The organism is Yoonia sp. GPGPB17, assembly GCF_037892195.1.
Lineage (GTDB): Bacteria > Pseudomonadota > Alphaproteobacteria > Rhodobacterales > Rhodobacteraceae > Yoonia.
Genome location: NZ_JATACI010000002.1, coordinates 186,463 through 203,617, shown reverse-complemented (window position 1 = coordinate 203,617; position 17,155 = coordinate 186,463). Strand labels below are relative to the sequence as shown.

At 54.2% G+C, this 17,155-nt stretch carries 21 protein-coding genes, 1 tRNA gene and 1 pseudogene; 11 read left to right on the top strand and 12 right to left on the bottom strand.

The window, feature by feature from the left end; genetic code table 11:
* The first annotated feature begins 26 nt into the window (after positions 1–26).
* Entirely contained in the window at positions 27–1,421 is a 1,395-nt protein-coding gene (locus QTO30_RS01390; protein ID WP_340422002.1) for a calcium-binding protein, read from the top strand.
* Between the two features lie 41 nt (positions 1,422–1,462).
* Here QTO30_RS01390 and QTO30_RS01385 read toward each other — a convergent pair whose 3' ends face one another.
* From QTO30_RS01385 to QTO30_RS01370, 4 genes are all read right to left on the bottom strand, one after another.
* Positions 1,463–1,948, bottom strand: a complete 486-nt coding sequence (locus QTO30_RS01385) for a hypothetical protein (RefSeq protein WP_340422001.1) — start codon at positions 1,946–1,948, stop codon at positions 1,463–1,465.
* The gene (locus tag QTO30_RS01380; protein ID WP_340422000.1) at positions 1,935–2,282 is read right to left on the bottom strand and encodes a helix-turn-helix transcriptional regulator; all 348 of its coding nucleotides are present in this window, start codon (positions 2,280–2,282) and stop codon (positions 1,935–1,937) included. Before QTO30_RS01380 ends, QTO30_RS01385 begins: the two co-directional genes overlap by 14 nt.
* A gap of 385 nt (positions 2,283–2,667) precedes the next feature.
* Positions 2,668–2,961, bottom strand: coding sequence for a hypothetical protein (locus QTO30_RS01375; RefSeq protein ID WP_340421999.1), 294 nt, complete (start codon positions 2,959–2,961; stop codon positions 2,668–2,670).
* Positions 2,961–3,491: a DUF3768 domain-containing protein gene (locus tag QTO30_RS01370; protein WP_340421998.1), complete on the bottom strand. Its 531-nt coding sequence runs from the start codon at positions 3,489–3,491 to the stop codon at positions 2,961–2,963. Before QTO30_RS01370 ends, QTO30_RS01375 begins: the two co-directional genes overlap by 1 nt.
* 192 nt (positions 3,492–3,683) lie before the next feature.
* Between QTO30_RS01370 and QTO30_RS01365 the strand changes: the two genes are divergently transcribed.
* From QTO30_RS01365 to QTO30_RS01355, 3 genes are all read left to right on the top strand, one after another.
* Positions 3,684–4,385, top strand: coding sequence for a helicase HerA domain-containing protein (locus QTO30_RS01365; RefSeq protein WP_340421997.1), 702 nt, complete (start codon positions 3,684–3,686; stop codon positions 4,383–4,385).
* Positions 4,364–4,852, top strand: a complete 489-nt coding sequence (locus QTO30_RS01360; protein WP_340421996.1) for a type IV secretory system conjugative DNA transfer family protein — start codon at positions 4,364–4,366, stop codon at positions 4,850–4,852. The genes QTO30_RS01365 and QTO30_RS01360 overlap by 22 nt, the downstream gene beginning before the upstream one ends.
* Before the next feature lie 226 nt (positions 4,853–5,078).
* Entirely contained in the window at positions 5,079–6,566 is a 1,488-nt protein-coding gene (locus tag QTO30_RS01355) for a recombinase family protein (RefSeq protein ID WP_340421995.1), read from the top strand.
* A 411-nt stretch (positions 6,567–6,977) separates the two neighbouring features.
* Here the strand turns inward: QTO30_RS01355 and QTO30_RS01350 are convergent, their stop codons facing one another.
* From QTO30_RS01350 to QTO30_RS01330, 5 genes are all read right to left on the bottom strand, one after another.
* On the bottom strand, positions 6,978–7,553 hold the full coding sequence (locus QTO30_RS01350; RefSeq protein ID WP_340421994.1) for a cysteine hydrolase family protein: 576 nt from the start codon (positions 7,551–7,553) through the stop codon (positions 6,978–6,980).
* On the bottom strand, positions 7,546–8,214 hold the full coding sequence (locus QTO30_RS01345) for an HAD family hydrolase (RefSeq protein ID WP_340421992.1): 669 nt from the start codon (positions 8,212–8,214) through the stop codon (positions 7,546–7,548). Before QTO30_RS01345 ends, QTO30_RS01350 begins: the two co-directional genes overlap by 8 nt.
* 1 nt (position 8,215) lies before the next feature.
* On the bottom strand, positions 8,216–8,938 hold the full coding sequence (pyrE, locus tag QTO30_RS01340; RefSeq protein ID WP_340421990.1) for an orotate phosphoribosyltransferase: 723 nt from the start codon (positions 8,936–8,938) through the stop codon (positions 8,216–8,218).
* Positions 8,939–9,009: 71 nt separating this feature from the next.
* On the bottom strand, positions 9,010–9,735 hold the full coding sequence (locus QTO30_RS01335) for a hypothetical protein (RefSeq protein WP_340421988.1): 726 nt from the start codon (positions 9,733–9,735) through the stop codon (positions 9,010–9,012).
* A 488-nt stretch (positions 9,736–10,223) separates the two neighbouring features.
* Positions 10,224–10,299: transfer RNA gene (locus QTO30_RS01330), tRNA-Thr, on the bottom strand.
* An 879-nt stretch (positions 10,300–11,178) separates the two neighbouring features.
* On the opposite strand from QTO30_RS01330, the gene QTO30_RS01325 reads away from it, so the two are divergent.
* Both QTO30_RS01325 and QTO30_RS01320 read left to right on the top strand, forming a co-directional pair.
* Positions 11,179–11,610 carry a hypothetical protein gene (locus QTO30_RS01325; protein WP_340421986.1) on the top strand — a complete coding sequence of 144 codons (432 nt, stop codon included), beginning with the start codon at positions 11,179–11,181 and terminating at the stop codon, positions 11,608–11,610.
* Positions 11,611–11,627: 17 nt separating this feature from the next.
* On the top strand, positions 11,628–12,062 hold the full coding sequence (locus tag QTO30_RS01320; protein WP_340421984.1) for a hypothetical protein: 435 nt from the start codon (positions 11,628–11,630) through the stop codon (positions 12,060–12,062).
* 3 nt (positions 12,063–12,065) lie between these two features.
* Here the strand turns inward: QTO30_RS01320 and QTO30_RS01315 are convergent, their stop codons facing one another.
* On the bottom strand, positions 12,066–12,323 hold the full coding sequence (locus tag QTO30_RS01315; protein WP_340421983.1) for a DUF2312 domain-containing protein: 258 nt from the start codon (positions 12,321–12,323) through the stop codon (positions 12,066–12,068).
* A gap of 108 nt (positions 12,324–12,431) precedes the next feature.
* Between QTO30_RS01315 and QTO30_RS01310 the strand changes: the two genes are divergently transcribed.
* Positions 12,432–12,647, top strand: coding sequence for a hypothetical protein (locus tag QTO30_RS01310; protein ID WP_340421981.1), 216 nt, complete (start codon positions 12,432–12,434; stop codon positions 12,645–12,647).
* Here the strand turns inward: QTO30_RS01310 and QTO30_RS01305 are convergent.
* Positions 12,644–13,693: pseudogene (locus QTO30_RS01305) on the bottom strand (phosphotransferase). The gene QTO30_RS01310 and the pseudogene QTO30_RS01305 sit on opposite strands and share 4 nt — an antisense overlap.
* 97 nt (positions 13,694–13,790) lie before the next feature.
* Between QTO30_RS01305 and QTO30_RS01300 the strand changes: the two are divergent.
* Positions 13,791–15,020, top strand: coding sequence for an acyl-CoA dehydrogenase family protein (locus QTO30_RS01300; protein WP_340421979.1), 1,230 nt, complete (start codon positions 13,791–13,793; stop codon positions 15,018–15,020).
* On the opposite strand, the gene QTO30_RS01295 is transcribed toward QTO30_RS01300, so the two are convergent.
* On the bottom strand, positions 14,993–15,313 hold the full coding sequence (locus QTO30_RS01295) for an ArsR/SmtB family transcription factor (RefSeq protein WP_340421978.1): 321 nt from the start codon (positions 15,311–15,313) through the stop codon (positions 14,993–14,995). The two genes, QTO30_RS01300 and QTO30_RS01295, sit on opposite strands and share 28 nt — an antisense overlap.
* 87 nt (positions 15,314–15,400) lie before the next feature.
* Here QTO30_RS01295 and QTO30_RS01290 point away from each other — a divergent pair, with 87 nt between their 5' ends.
* From QTO30_RS01290 to QTO30_RS01280, 3 genes are read left to right on the top strand one after another with little or no spacing between them, the layout of a single operon-like run.
* Positions 15,401–16,264, top strand: a complete 864-nt coding sequence (locus QTO30_RS01290) for an MBL fold metallo-hydrolase (protein ID WP_340421976.1) — start codon at positions 15,401–15,403, stop codon at positions 16,262–16,264.
* 27 nt (positions 16,265–16,291) lie between these two features.
* On the top strand, positions 16,292–16,717 hold the full coding sequence (locus QTO30_RS01285; protein WP_340421974.1) for a YeeE/YedE family protein: 426 nt from the start codon (positions 16,292–16,294) through the stop codon (positions 16,715–16,717).
* Entirely contained in the window at positions 16,717–17,148 is a 432-nt protein-coding gene (locus tag QTO30_RS01280; protein WP_340421973.1) for a DUF6691 family protein, read from the top strand. The genes QTO30_RS01285 and QTO30_RS01280 overlap by 1 nt, the downstream gene beginning before the upstream one ends.
* Positions 17,149–17,155: the final 7 nt, after the last annotated feature.

Here is a 17,155-nt window from a genome sequence, read left to right as displayed (position 1 = left end):
TGATGATATCGATACCCTCGACGGAGGTGCTAAACAATGATACGCTTGACCTGACAAACGATGATCTAGCAAAGACGATTGATCTGGTTGCTGGGACGGTATCCGTTGCTGGGGCAGTCGAGACAGCACTGAACTTTGAAAATGTGATCGCCGGTGCAGGAGATGACATCATCTATGGGAATTCCGAGGTAAACAGTCTGACAGGCGGCGCGGGCGATGATGCGCTTTACGGCAATGATGGTGATGACACTCTGGTTGGCGGCCTCGGTGATGATTTCCTGAGCGGCGGTTTGGGTCGAGATACCTACGTGATCGACGCCGTACCTCCGTCCCTACCGGTACAAGTCACTGTGCAAGCCTATCTTGATGATGCTTTTGGAACATCCCGACCAGACTATGCCTTTGGGACATACGATGCCGTCACTGATACATCGACGGTGGAGGTTGGTGGCGTCAATCAAACCGACATTACAAATGGGATGTCTGGTGCCTGGCGAACCACAATTAATGCAGGACATGCCCAAAAGGCGCTGGTGACGTTCGACTACTCACTCTTTGCCGCAGACGCACTTGAAAGCAACGAATTTGTTGAAGGTAGAGTTTCCATAAATGGGACGGCCATTGACTTTTCTGGGAGTGGGTACTTTGTCAGAAACGCTGGCGGTACCGCTGGCGAAAGCGGAACCGTATCTGTTGAAGTTGACTTGCAGGCGGGCACCAATGAGTTGGATATTGGCGCTTTCTTGAACAAAAAAACAACGACAACAGAGTATGCGACCCTTTCCTTCACCAATCTCGTCGTTGAGCCGGTCGTTGAGCTTGACGAGATTGTTGATCCAGATGGCGGCAACCTGATCACCTATCAAGGAGAGATCAGCACTTCAGACGTGGTAGCTACGACAACTAGTGATGACCTCAACATAGAAATCCTCACCACAGGGCAGCAAATCACGATCACTGGTCAATGGGCCAATCGCGAAGCCCCTATTGCAAGCACCGTTCAAACTGCAAATGGCGGAAGCATTGATCTGCTGCAGTTCGCGCCGACAAGCTGGCAAGCAGCTGAAACACTGACTGGGACGAGCGGCAATGATGAGCTCTTCGGGCTTGGAGGGGACGACACAATTTCTGGCTCGGCAGGCGATGACATGCTCAGCGGTGGCGCTGACAACGACATCTTAACAGGTGGGGCAGGCGCAGACATATTTGTATTTGATCTCGGAGACGGGCTTGATCAGATTACAGACTTCGTGCTTGGTATCGATCTGATCGATTTCTCCTCGACCAACCTCACATTCACTGATCTGGTTATTGGATCTGACGGCGATGGCGGAACCAGAGTTAGCTACGACGGGACCCAGCAAATTGACATTCTTGGCGTGGCTTCTGGTATCGATCAAGACGACTTTGTCTTTGTTTGATTTCGCAATTCAAAAAGCCGCCCCAGTAGGGCGGCTCTTCTCTATCTCATCGCTTCGGCCAGCTTCGTAGGCGCCCCCTTGATCACGGCGTCTGCGAGTGCAAGTGCCTCAAACAACACCATGCTGCGGGGCTCAAAGTCAAAGATGCGTCGACGCTGTTTTGGGAGGTAGCCAGCAATCTCTGGATACTGCTGAGCAAGCGCATCGGCCTCCTCATACTTGGACGGATACCCACGTGGTCGTACAACCGAAACATCCAGCACTGGATTGTGACTGGCAAGCTCCGCAATCGCGTGGATCAGTCCTTTGGTGCGTTCTCCCTTGCGGCATCCGGCGGTCCGCTTTTCAGTGACCACCACATCGGGTTTGAGTTCTTTCATCAGTTCCTGCACAAACCCGACGAGATCATTGGCGGACTTGGTGGCTTTGAGGGTGATGCCCCAGTCCTGCAAATGACCACCGGCGATGTAGACATAGCCCACCTTGCCCGAAGCGACGGCAATCGCCAGCACGCTAAGCGCCGCCATGGGATATGGGGTTAGCTAATCGCTCATGCAGAGACTTGAGCGATGCCGCCCGGTTAAATGTGTGTGCAGTCTCTCGCACATGCGCTGGAAGGTGTTTCAGTCGCCGTTTCAGGCGGCGCGTGCACTTTTCCATGCGTTCGGCGAAGAAGCTTTCGAACGAGCGCCTGTATATCACGGACAGCGTGATGATCTGATCCAGGTCGGGGCGCTGGTCGCCTTTCTCCAACGCGGACACCACCGATTGATGGTCACATAACATGGCGGCAATATCAGCCTGGGTATAGCCTGCCTTTCTGCGCGCTAGGCGCAGATCAGCAGAGAATTTGGTTTTCATAGACTTTAGATTATTGATTAAGCGTCTAGAGCTTCAGTCTATGGTGAGAGACAAGGACATCCTAGCAGTCAGGATATCATGGAGGGTGATACGGTGAGTGGGTCTGGGCTGAACGAGACGCACATCTGACAGGCATTCAGCGCGGTGGGACCGGAACATCTGACGTGTTCCGCATACCAGCGCAAATGCCCGGCAAACGGCGCTCCACTGTAGTCAATTCGGATTTGCTGTGCAGCAGGCGCGACTGATGCTGAACAGCACTTGGAACAGGCGGCTGACCTCTTCCAAGGCTGTATCAGGTTCTGACGCAGATATCAGAGGCACATTTCAGCCGGAGACCGTCGCAACACAAAAACGCCACTCCGACTAGGAGCAGCGTTTCGCTTCAAAAGAGCTTGAGCTGACGTCGATCGTCGAGGTGCCTTTGCCAGTCTTTGCTGGTGGCGGCCTCGTTGAGCATGTTGAGAACCATCTCTTTGACGTCCGCTTCGTCAATGAGCTGGTCATCAGCGATGAAGATTGAGCGGTACCCGGTTGATGTCACTGGTAGCGGCTCGTCGCACTGCAGCTGGATGTGCCAGTTGCCGGTGTTGAACCAATTGCGTTGATACGCAACCTGAATCTTAAACTCGGTCCATTCCAGCACGAACATCTCATAGCCGTCGTCTGTCTCGGCCATCAGTATTCACTCGCGAGCATGATGGTGAGCACCCGATGGGTGAGCGCATCATTGGCCGGGTTTTCCGAGCCTTGGGTCAATGAGCGATCGTAGTAGTCGATCTTCCAAAAGACCTTCTGGCCTTGCAGTTCAATCGCTCCAAAGTCGTGCTCACCCCACGGATCATTGTCCTCCGAGAACTCATTGAACAGACGGACGGCGCAGACCGCCGCTACAACAAACTCTGCACCCTGCTCCTGCACGCCTTGTGTGACCATGATGCTGCCGTTGCCCAATCCAGTTTTGCGGAAGCGGTCATTGAGAGCCTGCACCCGCCGGTTCTGGAGCGCATCGGCCGGGATCCAGTCGAGCTTCGTCGCCTCTTCGCAGGTATGACAGTGCGCATCGTCATAGACGTTCTCAAGCTCCCACAATCCGCTCTCACGGTTGAAGCACGCCCAGGCATCGCACACCACATGCTCTGAGCCACAAGCCCTGCAGACAGGGACGGTATGCAGTGCCTCTGGCGTGACTTTGTCTTTGGTTTCCATGATATCACCTCTCGCTTGAGGTGCGGCTGAGCGGGATTGCTCAGCGACACCCCGGCGAAGGCGAGATCAGGATGAAGAACGTATCTGGCTCTATGATGCGCTGGGGTCAGCAAAGCGCAAAGCAGTCACCATATCACTGGAGCTGATATCGCGGCTGCTAGGATGGCATGCTTACTCGGGCACAATCAGGCAATGTATACCAAGCACCAGGCTGTCATCGGATTGGCCTATCACCGATACAAGGATCCTCAGCCATTTGTCATCGCAGGCTCTGATAGGATGCAGCATTGCTTCATCTGCGGGATGACCGGGACGGGTAAATCCACACTGCTGCTGAACCTCATGTACCAGGATGCGCGACATGGCACTGGCTTTTGTCTGATTGATCCGCATGGCGATTTGGCCGAAGACCTGCATAACAATCTGATCGTGCCACATCTTTATTGGAACGTAAGCGATCCCGCCTGTCCGCTTGGGTACAACCCACTGGCCAAGGTTGCCGCACAGCATCGCCCGCTCGTGGCCTCTGGATTGATCGAAACACTCAAGAAGCAGTTTCCAGATGCCTGGGGGCCGCGCATGGAACATATCCTGCGGTTTTCTATCCTGGCACTGCTAGAGACTGAGGATGCCAACCTCAGCGACATCTTGCGATTGCTGACATTCAAGAGCTACCGTCGCAAGGTCATTGATCAGGTCACTGAAGAACAGGTCCTGTTCTTCTGGAAGCATGAGTTTCCGACGCTCAATCATGCCGAAGCAGTTCCGATGGCGTCGCACCGATTGCGAATAAGCTGGGCGGGTTTCTGGCGCAGCCAACTGTGCGCAAGGCCCTGTGTGATCCAGAGCAGCCGCTCCGCTTCCGCAGCATCATGGACACAGGACAGATCCTGATCGTAAACCTCGCCAAAGGACGGCTCGGGAGTGACATCGCCAACGTCCTTGGGGGCCTGATCACCTCAGGCATCATGAATGCCGCCACCACGCGCCACACACTGCCTGAGGCCGCGCGGCGTCCGTTCTTCCTATACGTCGATGAGTTCCCAAATCTCACGACACAGAGCTTTGCCAGTATGCTGTCCGAGGCCCGCAAGTACCGACTAGGGCTTGTGCTGGCGGCACAGCATCTTTCCCAGCTCAGCACAGACGTCTCGGACGCGGTCTTTGGGAATGTCGGCAATCTGATCGCCTTCCGCGTTGGGGTGAAGGACGCGCCCTTGCTGGCAAAGCAAATGGCACCTTTTGAGGCCCTTGATCTGCAAAACCAGCCCAACCACCGAGCTGCGGTGCAAGTGATGAGTGCAGGGCAACGTCTCGCACCGTTCTCAGCCTCAATGTATCCACCATATCGGCTGCAGTGATATCGTGGCTGCTAGTGGCGTTGCGGCACACGCGTATTCTGTTGCTATGACCAAATTCAACCCATTTGAAAATCGGATGTCCGAAGAAGCGTTTGAAGCGTACTTGCAGGTTTGCCATGAGATTTATCTCGAGATGGTGCGGACTGGCGAGTGGCCTTGGCCCACCCCCGACGCTTCGCCAAAACCTGAAGATTTGGTAGAGTCGGACAATAGCTAACACATTCATATGCAGCACTATTTTGGATATACTCGGGTTTCGACAGTGAAGCAGGGTGATGGCGTCTCCCTAGAAGCTCAACGAGACGCAATCACCGCATACGCCAACAAACAACGTCTTTCAGTTTGCGAGTGGTTTGAAGAAAAGGAGACCGCTGCCAAGCGCGGACGGCCTGTGTTTAGCCAGCTCGTTGCACGACTGCGTGCCGGGGAGGCCAGCGGACTTATCATTCACAAGATTGATCGATCAGCTCGAAACTTCTCAGACTGGGCGATGATCGGTGAACTCATTGATGACGGGATTGATGTCCGCTTTGCCCATGAAAGCCTCGACATGCAGTCACGCGGTGGCCGCCTGACCGCAGACATCCAAGCGGTCATCGCGGCCGACTATGTCCGCAACCTGCGCGAAGAATGCATCAAGGGTATCGAAGGTCGCCTTAAACAAGGGCTGTTCCCGTTCAATGCCCCAATCGGATATCTGGACAATGGTCCGGGCAAGCCAAAAACACCCGATCCCCAACGGGCACCATTCATCTGTCAGGCCTTCGAACTCTATGCAACGCAGAAGTACTCGGTTCGTAGCCTGCTTCGCGAGCTGAACCGGCGCGGACTAAGAAACCGCAATGACAAACCGGTGACCAAGTACGGCCTAGAAAACATCCTCAAAAACCATTTCTACTATGGCACGATCCTCATGCATCGGACTGGCCGAACCTATCAGGGTGTCCATGAGCCGATTATCAGCAAGGCCCTGTTTGACAAGGTTCAGTCGCTCAAAGGAGATCGCCATCAAAAGAAACACGTGGTGCATGATCACCCATACCGACGCCTGTTGACGTGTGGTCATTGCAATCGCTCGCTCTATGGCGAAGTGCAAAAAGGTCACGTGTACATGCGATGTCAGACACCCGGATGTCCGACTACATCAATTCGCCAAGACCGTCTGGAAGCGGAAATCGTGGAGAAGCTACAGAGTGTCCAGTTGCCAGCAGGAGATTTTGACAAGCTGAAAGCTCGCTTATCAGTGCTGATAAAGCGACAGGATAGTGAGGCAGATCACCGCGCAATCCGCCTGCAGCTAGACCAGCTTCGAACCCGCGAAGAGAAACTGACCGATGCACTGATCGATGGGCTCATAGACAAAACTGTGTTCGGTGATCGGAAACAAGCGCTCGAAACAGAGCAGCAGCGATTGACCGCAGCGCAAGCCGAATTAGCCGATTCAAAAGCAAATGCGCGATTGGGTGAGCAGTTTCTCGAACTCATCAGAAACCTTTGTCTAACTTACCGGGTGGGCGATCACGCACAGAAACGGCGGATTGTGGAAATCGCCTTCTCGAACCGCTTGCTAACGGGAAAAAACCTTTGCCTCAAACTACAGAATTGGTGTCTAAACCCTGAAAGCACCTTGGGTGTCTTGTTTGGTCCGCCAGACCAGACCACAACTCGAACTCGGGATCAGATCGCAAATGTGCTGGAGCGGTTCGATATTTAACCCCGTGGGTGACCCATAGGTTACCACAGATCGAACCTGATCGCCTGAGACGATGGCACGATTAGCGTCAAAGTTCGAAAAGTGACCCACTTGCTGGACATGTCCGACTTACTTTTCGAACTTTTATCGTATGGACCAGTGCTCTGTCGACTAGTCAATCTTCAGGTCGTGCTGTGCGGGCTTTCCAGGGATATTGAAGCGACTGTCCTGCGTAGCCTTGCTACTTGGGCTTCCCAGATCATGGATTGCATTTTGCACCCCTGTCCAAGTCAGTCTTTGAACCAGGTGTTCGCTGGGAGGCATCAAGTCTGAAATTGTCTTTAGGATACTAAATCAGAGCGTCATGTGTTTGACGTGCTAAAAGGCCCGCCTTTGATTGCCAAGGCGAACCTTTCAGTCATACTTAAGTCTTTAGATTTCGGCGACTGTGCATATCCTTGCTATCTTCTCAAGCGTCGGCAAAGACGTATCGTGATCGGTATCATTGGCAGCGGCGCACGCATCTGATACGACGCAGGCCGTAAAATCACGGTCGTGGGCATCCCGGACGGCAGCCTGAACAGCAAGGTCGGTCGCACAGCCGCCAAAAAAGACATTTTTGATGCCATTCACCCGAAGCACGGTGTCTAATTCTGTATTGAAGAACGCGCTGACCCGGCGCTTTTGAATGACAACCTCACCTTCCATTGGCGCAGCAAAGTCGATGAATTCGCATCCCCATTCATCCTGATTGAGCGCCCCAAACTTTTTTGCAGCGCCGAACAGAGGAGAGTCTTCAGGATGGTTCACATAGCTGGGATCAAAGCCAACACGAACATGGCAGATAATCCATCCGTTTTGGCGTGACTTTTCAAGCAACTCAGCGACCTTTTCCGATGTCCCATGGCGTGAGATAAAGTCAGAATATCCTTTGCCAGATAGCTTCCCATCGGAATGGACAATTTCATTTACGTAGTCGATCAGCACGAGTGCATTTACTTTAGACATAGGGCTCTCCTATTTTAGCATGTTTGCGGAGTAGGTTTCGAAGATCGTTCGGCGACGACACAAAGTGTCGTGCATCAAACGCCTTCAAGTAACGCAGCGGGTGATATCCCCACCCCACAGCTGCGCAATCGATGCCAGCGTCAGCGGCATAAAGCACATCCGATACCATGTCGCCGATCTTCAGGAGCTGCGCCGGACGCAGGTTATTCTCGGTCATGATGCGCTGAAATTTTGCAGATTTCTTCATCTTCAACTCGCGACCAAGGATCGAAATGTCATCGACCGATCCCCCAGGTATTGATCGAGACAGAACGTCCCGAACTGTCGCCGAGTATGACGAAGTGACGATTGTAAATCGTGTTGGGTCCATTTCACCCAAGATTTTGGCAACCGGCACAAAAGGCTTCAGCTCCCGCGCCCTGCTCATCATACGAGCACTATGGCGGTCAAAGAAGTCGCTGACCCCCTTATCAGATAGGCCAAACCTTCTGAGCGATGTCCTTAGCGGGCCAGGATAAATAAATGCGAAGTCATCCTGGCTGTGGACTTCAGGAATGGTTGGGAAATGCGCCCGGAGCCGATTGATCTCATCGGCGCAAACCGCAGCACTATCCGCAACCACACCATCGAAGTCGAACGCAACATGCTCATAGCGCGCCATATCAGTACCCCAGAGAAGGGTTCATGTAGCAGTTCAGAAGGCGCGATACTTCCGCTTCGTTAACCTTCCCGCGGGCGGTAGCAGCCATGATGATCTGCGGATAACTAGTTAGTGCGACATAGTTTAGACCATCCAGGTTATCCCGCATCTTCTGGAAACCCCAGTTGATGATCGAAACAATCCCGGCAACTTCGACATCGGCTTCGTCATTGAGTGCGTCAACGGCTTTCCTCAAAGAGCCACCACTGGCGACCAGGTCATCGATGATAACAACACGCGCACCGGATTTGACGTGCCCCTGCACAAAGCCGCCAACACCATGGTCCTTCTTCTCGGAACGGATGTACGCCGTCGGCAGTTCAAGGCGGTCAGCAACACAGGACGCCCAAGGAATGCCCGCAGTCGAGACGCCCAAGATAGCATCCACATCACCAAAGGCACTCATGACGCTTTTGGACATCTCGTCTGCGATCAAACGGCGCGCGCCGAAATCGGAGATTGCGTTCCGGCAATTGCAATAACAGGGCGCACGCACACCGCTTTTCCACTTATAGTATTTCTCGCTCAGCAGCGACGTGTCGATCAGATAGGCCCCCGCGTCCAAAAGCGCGGAAGCTACGCACATTGCGCGGTGGTCATCGAGCACAAAATCCGCGATGCGCGAATCCTCACCAAAATGTACGGGTGTCGGGGGGTCAGTTGGGTTCATGGCAGTCACAAGCATAGTCTTATGCTCCTACTCTCAGTGGGTTGATGAAAAAGTCTCGTACGTCGCTCGCCTCTTGGTATTTGCTGTTATCCCTGAAGCTGTTCAGGGTCTTTTTTGGCCCGAAGGAAATGGTCTTCGGACAGGTTGATGGTGATGTCATCAAAGCGGAGAATGGTGTCACCGCTCGAATAGCAGAGGATCACCGGCAGCTCGGGCGTCGCCCGGACATAGATGTATCGTTGAACATGGGGGAGCTCTTGTGTTTCCACCACTTCCGCATGCTGTTGCCGCCAAAGATGGTCTTCCAGGTCGGTAAACAGGTTCTTCTGATAATAAAAATCGAGGTAGGCTGACCCATTGATGATCTCGATGCTCTGATAGGAACCGGAAAGATAGAGCTCACGGCGCGCCTGGCGCACCTCCATATAGCGCCCAATCAGGCTCCACTGCTCCTTAGGATACTCGGCGCGAAACTTGGCCTCAGTAAACTCAGGGACTTCACAATTCACCGTGAAATGCGGGGTGGTTACGATCCGGTATCCCCCCTCTTCAGCGATGCGTTGCTCAAACCGAAGTCGCAACTCTTCCGCCTCAATCAGCTCCTCTTGGTGAAGGGTGATGCTCAGATCGAGTGGCAGCTTAAGGAACTCGACAAGCCCTACAAAGCTGCGCAGTGGCATGTCCAAGGGGTTCTTACGATATCGATATGCAGTGGCCTTCGACACCTGCATGGCCTTGGCCGCTTCACTCATCTCCGCATCCTTCAACCCGTCCAGCAGGGTTGTGAGCAGTTTATCAAGGTCATTTCTCATATTTGAGACTCATTGCGTTGTCTTGGGGATAAATTAGCGATTATCTTCATAAACAACAATCAAAAATTCTCACCAGTGAGAAACTGAGTGGACTCAGTGGGTTTCGTCCGCGTCTTCGTCGATTGTGCACGGTAGGTACGTCATAGTTACCCTTTAGAGTTTGCCGACTCACCGTGTGCTACAGACTCTAGGTTCTAGATTGGGTGACCTACCTCTTGACTGGCCTGCCAGAGATGTCCGTGAGCCCGATCAGCCGCAACGCCAAGAGCCATAGACCTTTCAGACTAAAAGGAACCCAAGGCCGCAGTGCGTGAAATGCGTGATTGAAATTGTGGTGCTAGGGCGCGCAACAGAACTACCAACACGAGGATTTTCAAGCTCGTTTTGCCCGCATGTCATTTTACTGATGGCTAGCGGCTCAACAGTTGCAAATGAGCCTAGTCCGAGCCTAGGGCAACTACAGGTATTAGCTAATTATTTGATTTTAATGGTGCCCCCACACGGACTCGAACCGCGGACCTACTGATTACAAATCAGTTGCTCTACCAGCTGAGCTATAGGGGCATGTCATTGATTTCATGACATTTTTGACGATTTAACAGATAACGCGAAACAAAGTCTGCAATGGGCTGTTTCGCATGAACCGCGCACCATCGACGGAGCGTTTATAAATATGTTTGCGAGTCTGCAAGAGGAAAAACGGACCCGGTCATAGAACCATCTCATTTAATTAGGATGCTGTGGACAGTTTAAAGCTTTGGTGTGATCCAACGGTCGTCTTCCATACATGTGCATCCAGCCGATGCGGCAATTGAATCGTCAACTCACTTTGCCATCAAGCACCAGGGTTTCGGCAAAGCAGGCACGGGGTGACGAGTGCTGCAGGATGACTGGCACTTTGATGATGCGGAAAGGCGGCGACGTGTTGGCGTTGGTCGAGTTGATCAATCAATGCACGACCAAGGAAGCCGCCCAGTTCTTAGCAGGGGAGACAGTTCCACCGGAGAAGCGCCCAAAGCGCCAATCCAATGGGCGAAGGAAACTGATTGCTTTGATGGGCTAAAAGGTGGTCCAAAAACCAATTTGTAAACATAAGCATATGAATTATGGCCGTTTATTTTGCATTGGAGGTGCCGTGTGGGGGCACCATTTCACATTTTTCTGAAATTTCATCCAAAAACCTAAAGATTACAGATGTTTGCGGAGTTCGAAGTCCACTTTCTCGGTCATAGGCTAAGGGTGCCCGAAACACCATTCTAAGCACTGTTTTCTTGAGGGCGAGATTTCCATTTTTGTATATATTCCTGGGGTTTGCGAGGAAGGCTTTCAAAGGTTCGAAAATCTTTGCCTGTGAGTGCTTTGGTTTTACCTTTTGAACCTGTTTGGCCTCTATACGAAATCCTCTTATGATAGCCTTCGCAGAAACACATTGAAGGGTCATGCATGCAAATCGCATTTCACATCGGCGCGAATTGTACTGATGAAGACCGGCTGCTGAAATCGGCCCTGAAGAATGCCAACACATTGCTGCAACAGGGCATCGCAGTGCCCGGGCCTGGCAAATACCGCAAACTGATCCGCGAGGCGATTGATACATTGGCCGAAGGTGCGCCGCGCGCCGACGCCCGCGATGTGCTGCTGGATGCGATTGTTGACGAAGACAACATCACCCGCCTGTTGCTGAGCAACGACAACTTCATCACGATCCCCAAGCGGATTTTTGACCATAGCGTTTTTTACCATCAGGCCGAAAAGAAGGTAAGCGGGCTGCACAGGTTGTTTCCCCATGACGATATCGCTTTGTTTCTGGGGATGCGGCACCCGGCAAGTTTTCTTCAGGAAACGGCCACCCGTGCCTTAAGATACAAAGCCTGACCCACTATCTTGGCGTGTTGTCCCCGATCGAGGTGCTTTGGTCCGATGTCATCCGGCGCATCAAGCTGGCGGCCCCAAAGACCCCGCTTTATGTCTGGTGCAACGAAGACACGCCGCTGATCTGGGAAGAGCTGATCCGGCTTTTTACCGGCATTTCTACCGATGTTCCGATTACGGGTCAGTATGATGTGCTGACAAACATCATCAGCCCGGAAGGCATGCAAATTCTGACAACCGGGATGGTAGGCGTAGATCCTGAAGATACCGACGCACGCCAGACACTGATCGCCGAGGTGCTTGAGGCCCATGCCCTGCCAGAGCTCGTCGAAGACAGCATCACCTTACCAGAACTTAATGACACTGTGGTTGCGACGATTACAGAAGCCTACGAGGCCGATCTTGCCATGATTGCCGATATGGAAGGGGTCGAGTTAATCCTCCCCTTCGACTAGGTGCTACATACCCAGGGCGGCTTTATACATATCCATGACCGCTTCTTCCTCGGCTAGATCATTGGCATCACGCTTGCGAATTGCCACAATCTTGCGCAGCACCTTGGTGTCATAGCCACGCCCTTTGGCTTCGGCCATCACCTCTTTCTGCGCATCGGCGATGTCTTTCTTTTCAGCTTCCAGCCGCTCAAATCGCTCCACGAACTGACGCAGTTCTTGTCCGGCAACGGTGCTTGCGGTCTCGGTCACGGAATCGTTCATCAAAGCTCTCCTGAAAAGGTTGCCTTTGACTAGCCCCTGCCCCCTGACCTGCAACCCTTGCGAAGGGCTGCGCTGCGCGATAGGTCGACCAAAACGTTTGGAGCGATCATGGAAATCATTGTCTGGATTGGTGCAGCCCTGTCAGTGGTCGGGCTTTGTGGGATCGTTTACAGCATTGTCGCTGTCGCACGCGCCAAACGCGCCAATTTGCCCGACGAAGAGCTGCGCACACGCATTGCAAAAATGTTGCCGATCAACCTGGGCGCACTTTTTGTGTCGATGATTGGCTTAATGGCCGTGATCGTCGGGGTCATGCTGGGCTAAAGCGCAGCTCCTTCATGCATGACGATTGTTGCCATCGCGGCCAGTGCAGGCACCGCCGCCCCGTATTTGCGCGCCATCGCCGGGTTTGAGGCATTGCCCGCCGCAGCGCGCGCTGCAACACCGGCCAGAATTGCCGCCAACCGGAAGAACGCAAAGACCAGATAGAACGGCCAGTTGTCGATCTGCCCGATCCCGCGCCGCGCCGCATAATCTGCCACATACTGTGCTTCACTTGGCAACCCAAGGTCCGACCGGTCAACACCAGCCAACCCGCGCATGTCCCCCTGGTTTGGCAGCCGCCACTGCATGCATTGATAGGCCAGATCAGCCATTGGGTGACCCAACGTGGAAAGTTCCCAATCCAGCACACCGGCGATTTCGGGGCTATCGGGTTGAAAGATCATGTTGTCGAGCCGCCAATCGCCATGCACCAAGGCAACTTGCCCGTCATCAGCCTACATGTTTACGCCCAGCCAGGCAATAATTTCGGACATCGCCTCGCTGGGTTCCACAACCGAGGACATATACTGCCTGCTCCAGCGCTCTAACTGACGGGCAAAGTAGTTGCCCGGCCTACCATAGTCGCCAAGGCCCGCCGCTGTAACGTCCACATCATGCAATGCCGCCAACGCCGTGTTCATGGCGTCATAGATGGCGGGCCGTTCCGCCCCATCGCAATCGGGCAAGGCCGGGTCCCAAAAGATGCGCCCCGGCAGATAGCGCATGACAAAGAACGCCCGCCTGCTGGGTGACGCCTCGGCTTCGGCCAAATGCAACACTTCGGGCACGGGAACATCCGTATCGGCCAAAGCCTGCATTACACGAAACTCGCGATCCACGGCATGGGCGGAGGGCAGCAACCGACCGGGAGGCTTGCTGCGCAACACATAGGTCCCGCTCGCGGCATTAAGTTGATATGTGGGGTTTGACTGACCGGTTCCGAATTTGGTGACCCCTTGCAGTCCCTCAAACTCGGCAATGGCCTGCGTCAGATAGGCATCCAGATCAGGCAGGCTGATCCCCAGATTTTTTGCGGCTTCTCTCATGCCTCTATTAGGGCCGCCTGCCCCAGCATGTGCAACCATTGATTGACACCCTGACGCGACGATGCACGATGGCACTGACATAAGATGAGGCGCGACAATGGACCTGGGGCAGACCGAACGACTAAAGCCGGTAGTGGCAGCGGTGAAAGCCATGATTGCGGATGAGATCGCACCCTTGGATGCCGCCTTCCTGTCGGACGTAAATGAAGGCGACCGCTGGACCTTTACCAACCGTCAAACCGAGATCCTTGAAGGGCTCAAAGCGAAAGCCAAAGAAAGAGGGTTATGGAATTTCTGGGACACCTTTCGCGACGGACCGCAGCTGAACACCGTCGAATACGCCTATCTGGCCGAAGAGATGGGCAAATGCCATCTCGCGGCAGAGGTCTTTAACTGCAACGCCCCTGACACCGGCAATATGGAGGTATTCGCCCGATATGGGACCGAGGCGATGAAAGAACTGTGGCTCAAGCCCTTAATGGCTGGCACGATCCGCTCGGCCTACCTGATGACAGAACCTGATGTGGCCAGTTCGGACGCCACCAACATCGCCATGCGCTGCGAACGTGACGGCAACGACTATGTGTTGAACGGTCAGAAGTGGTGGGCGACAGGTGCGGGCGACCCCCGGTGTGCTGTGCATATCGTGATGGTTCGCACCCGCTTTGACGGACCTAAGCACCAGCAACATTCCATGATTGTAGTGCCCGCTTACACCCCCGGTATCGACAGACTGCGCGCGATGGAGGTGTACGGCCATGATGATGCGCCCCACGGGCATATGCATTTTCGCTATGACAATGTACGTGTACCTGCCGAAAACTTGCTGTTGGGCGAAGGGCGCGGATTTGAGATCGCGCAAGGTCGTCTTGGGCCAGGCCGGATTCATCACTGCATGCGGGCGATTGGACAAGCCGAAAAGGCGCTGGAACTGCTGTGTGAGCGGTCGGTCGCACGAGAGGCGTTTGGCAAGCCCTTGGCGCAGCTGGGCGAGAATTTTGATATCATTGCCAAGGCGAGGATGGATATCGAGCAAGCGCGTCTGCTGTGCCTGAAAGCGGCTTGGATGATGGATCAGGGCGACAAGAAAGCAGCCGCCCCCTGGATCAGCCAGATCAAGGTCATCGCACCTCAGGTGGCACTTGATATCACTGACAAGGCCATCCAGATACATGGCGCGGCGGGCGTTTCGCAAGACACGCCGCTGGCACGTCAGTGGACACAGTTACGTACGCTTAGATTGGCGGATGGACCGGATGCTGTACATCGCCGACAGGTCGCACGTGCGGAATTGAAACCCTATGTGTCGGGGCAGAACAGTTCGTAAATGCGTTCAAGTAGCGGCCTGACGCGCGGGTCTTCCAAACGGTAGTGCATGCTGCGACCGTTCCTTTCGCAAGCCACAAGTCCTTCGTTGCGCAAACGTAACAGCTGACCGGAGACATAAGACTGGCTTGCGCCCAAAGCGACCTCTAGCTCTCCCACGGTCATATCACCCGGGACGAGCGCGCAAAGAATACGCAGACGACCCGGGTTCGATAGTGACTTGAGCAAGTCAGCCGCATCATTGGCGGCGGCATCCATCGGGTCGGCAGCAAAGGTAGTGGTGGCATGTGTCATGTGAGCACTCTAGCAATCCGGCAAAAACATTTCAATATTGAAATGCTTTAAAAAGCAACTATTCTATATCCCGATAGGAGATTCGATATGACACCTGACGTAAAAGCATTCTTCGACACAGCCACCAACACGGTATCCTATGTGGTGCGGGAGCCCGAGGGACGGACCTGCGCCATTGTGGATAGTGTATTAGACTACGATCAGGCCGCAGGTCGCACAAACACACATTCTGCGGATGAAATCATCGCCTGGATCAAATCAGAAGAGCTTCAGGTTGCCTGGATCCTTGAGAGCCATGTGCATGCCGACCACCTGTCCGCTGCCCCCTATTTGCAAGAACACCTGGGCGGCAAGATCGGGATCGGGGCGAACATCACAACAATCCAGAATACCTTTGGCAAAATCTTCAACGAAGGCACAGCGTTCCAGCGCGACGGTTCGCAGTTCGATGCGCTGTTTGAAGATGGCGACAGCTTTCATATTGGGCAAATGCGGGCTGACGTATTGCACACGCCGGGGCATACGCCCGCCTGCCTGACCTATGTGATCGGAGATGCGGCCTTTGTGGGCGACACATTGTTCATGCCGGACTTTGGTACAGCGCGCTGCGATTTCCCCGGTGGATCGGCCGAAGATCTCTATGCCTCGATCCAGAAAATTCTGGCACTGCCTGATGACACCCGCATTTTTGTTGGTCACGATTACAAGGCACCGGGCCGCGATGAATTCGCATGGGAAACCACCGTAGGTGAGCAAAAGGCACTGAATGTGCATATCGGCGAAGGCCGCCCGATGGAGGCGTTCGTCGCAATGCGCAACGAACGTGATGCCAAGCTTGGCATGCCCCGCCTGATCTTACCCTCTTTGCAAACCAATATGCGGGCCGGTCACATGCCCGAGCCGGAAGAAAACGGACAAAGCTACTTCAAAGTGCCGATTAACGCGCTTTAGACACAACCGTCGGAATAGGACAACACCATGCCAATAGATTGGATCATGGGGCTCGCCGGTGGCGTGCTCATCGGAACGGCTGCGGCCATCTTTCTGCTCGTGAACGGGCGGATCATGGGGGCATCCGGGATTATCGGCGGCCTTGTGGATGGCAGTGGCCGTCATGATTGGGCAGAGCGCGCTGCACTGATCGTCGGTTTGTTTGTGGTGCCGGGTATCGCAGCAGTTATGATAGGCGGTGCCGAAACGCATTTAACCGGCAATTGGATCGTAATTGTCGCCGCAGGTCTGCTTGTTGGCGTCGGAACGCGGTTGGCCAATGGCTGTACATCTGGTCACGGTGTCTGCGGCATTTCGCGACTGTCGCTGCGCGGCATCGTCGCCACCGCGTTTTACATCGGCGCGGGCGGCCTGACCGTCGTGATCTTCAAACACGTTCTGGGGGTTATCTAATGCGTGTCGTTGTTTCATTTTTGGTTGGGTCGCTCTTTGGATTGGGCCTGCTGATATCCGGTATGACCGACACCACGAAGGTGCAGGGCTGGCTTGATATCTTTGGCGACTGGGATCCGACGCTGGCCTTTGTCATGGGCGGTGCCATCATCCCCATGGCCATCGCATGGCGGTTCACGGTTGGGCGCACACCAGTGCTGGCGCACACTTTCCCAACGCCCCCCGCACCACAACTGGGGCGCAACCTTGTGCTGGGCTCGACACTGTTTGGTATGGGATGGGGTCTGTCCGGCCTCTGCCCCGGCCCAGCCGTTGCATCCCTGAGCTTTGGCGGCACCGGCGGCCTCCTGTTCGTGATCGCCATGGTCGCAGGCATGGTGATAACCCCACGGCTGCGCAGTCGACTGGACCAAAGCGCCATCGCGGTTTAGGAGAGCA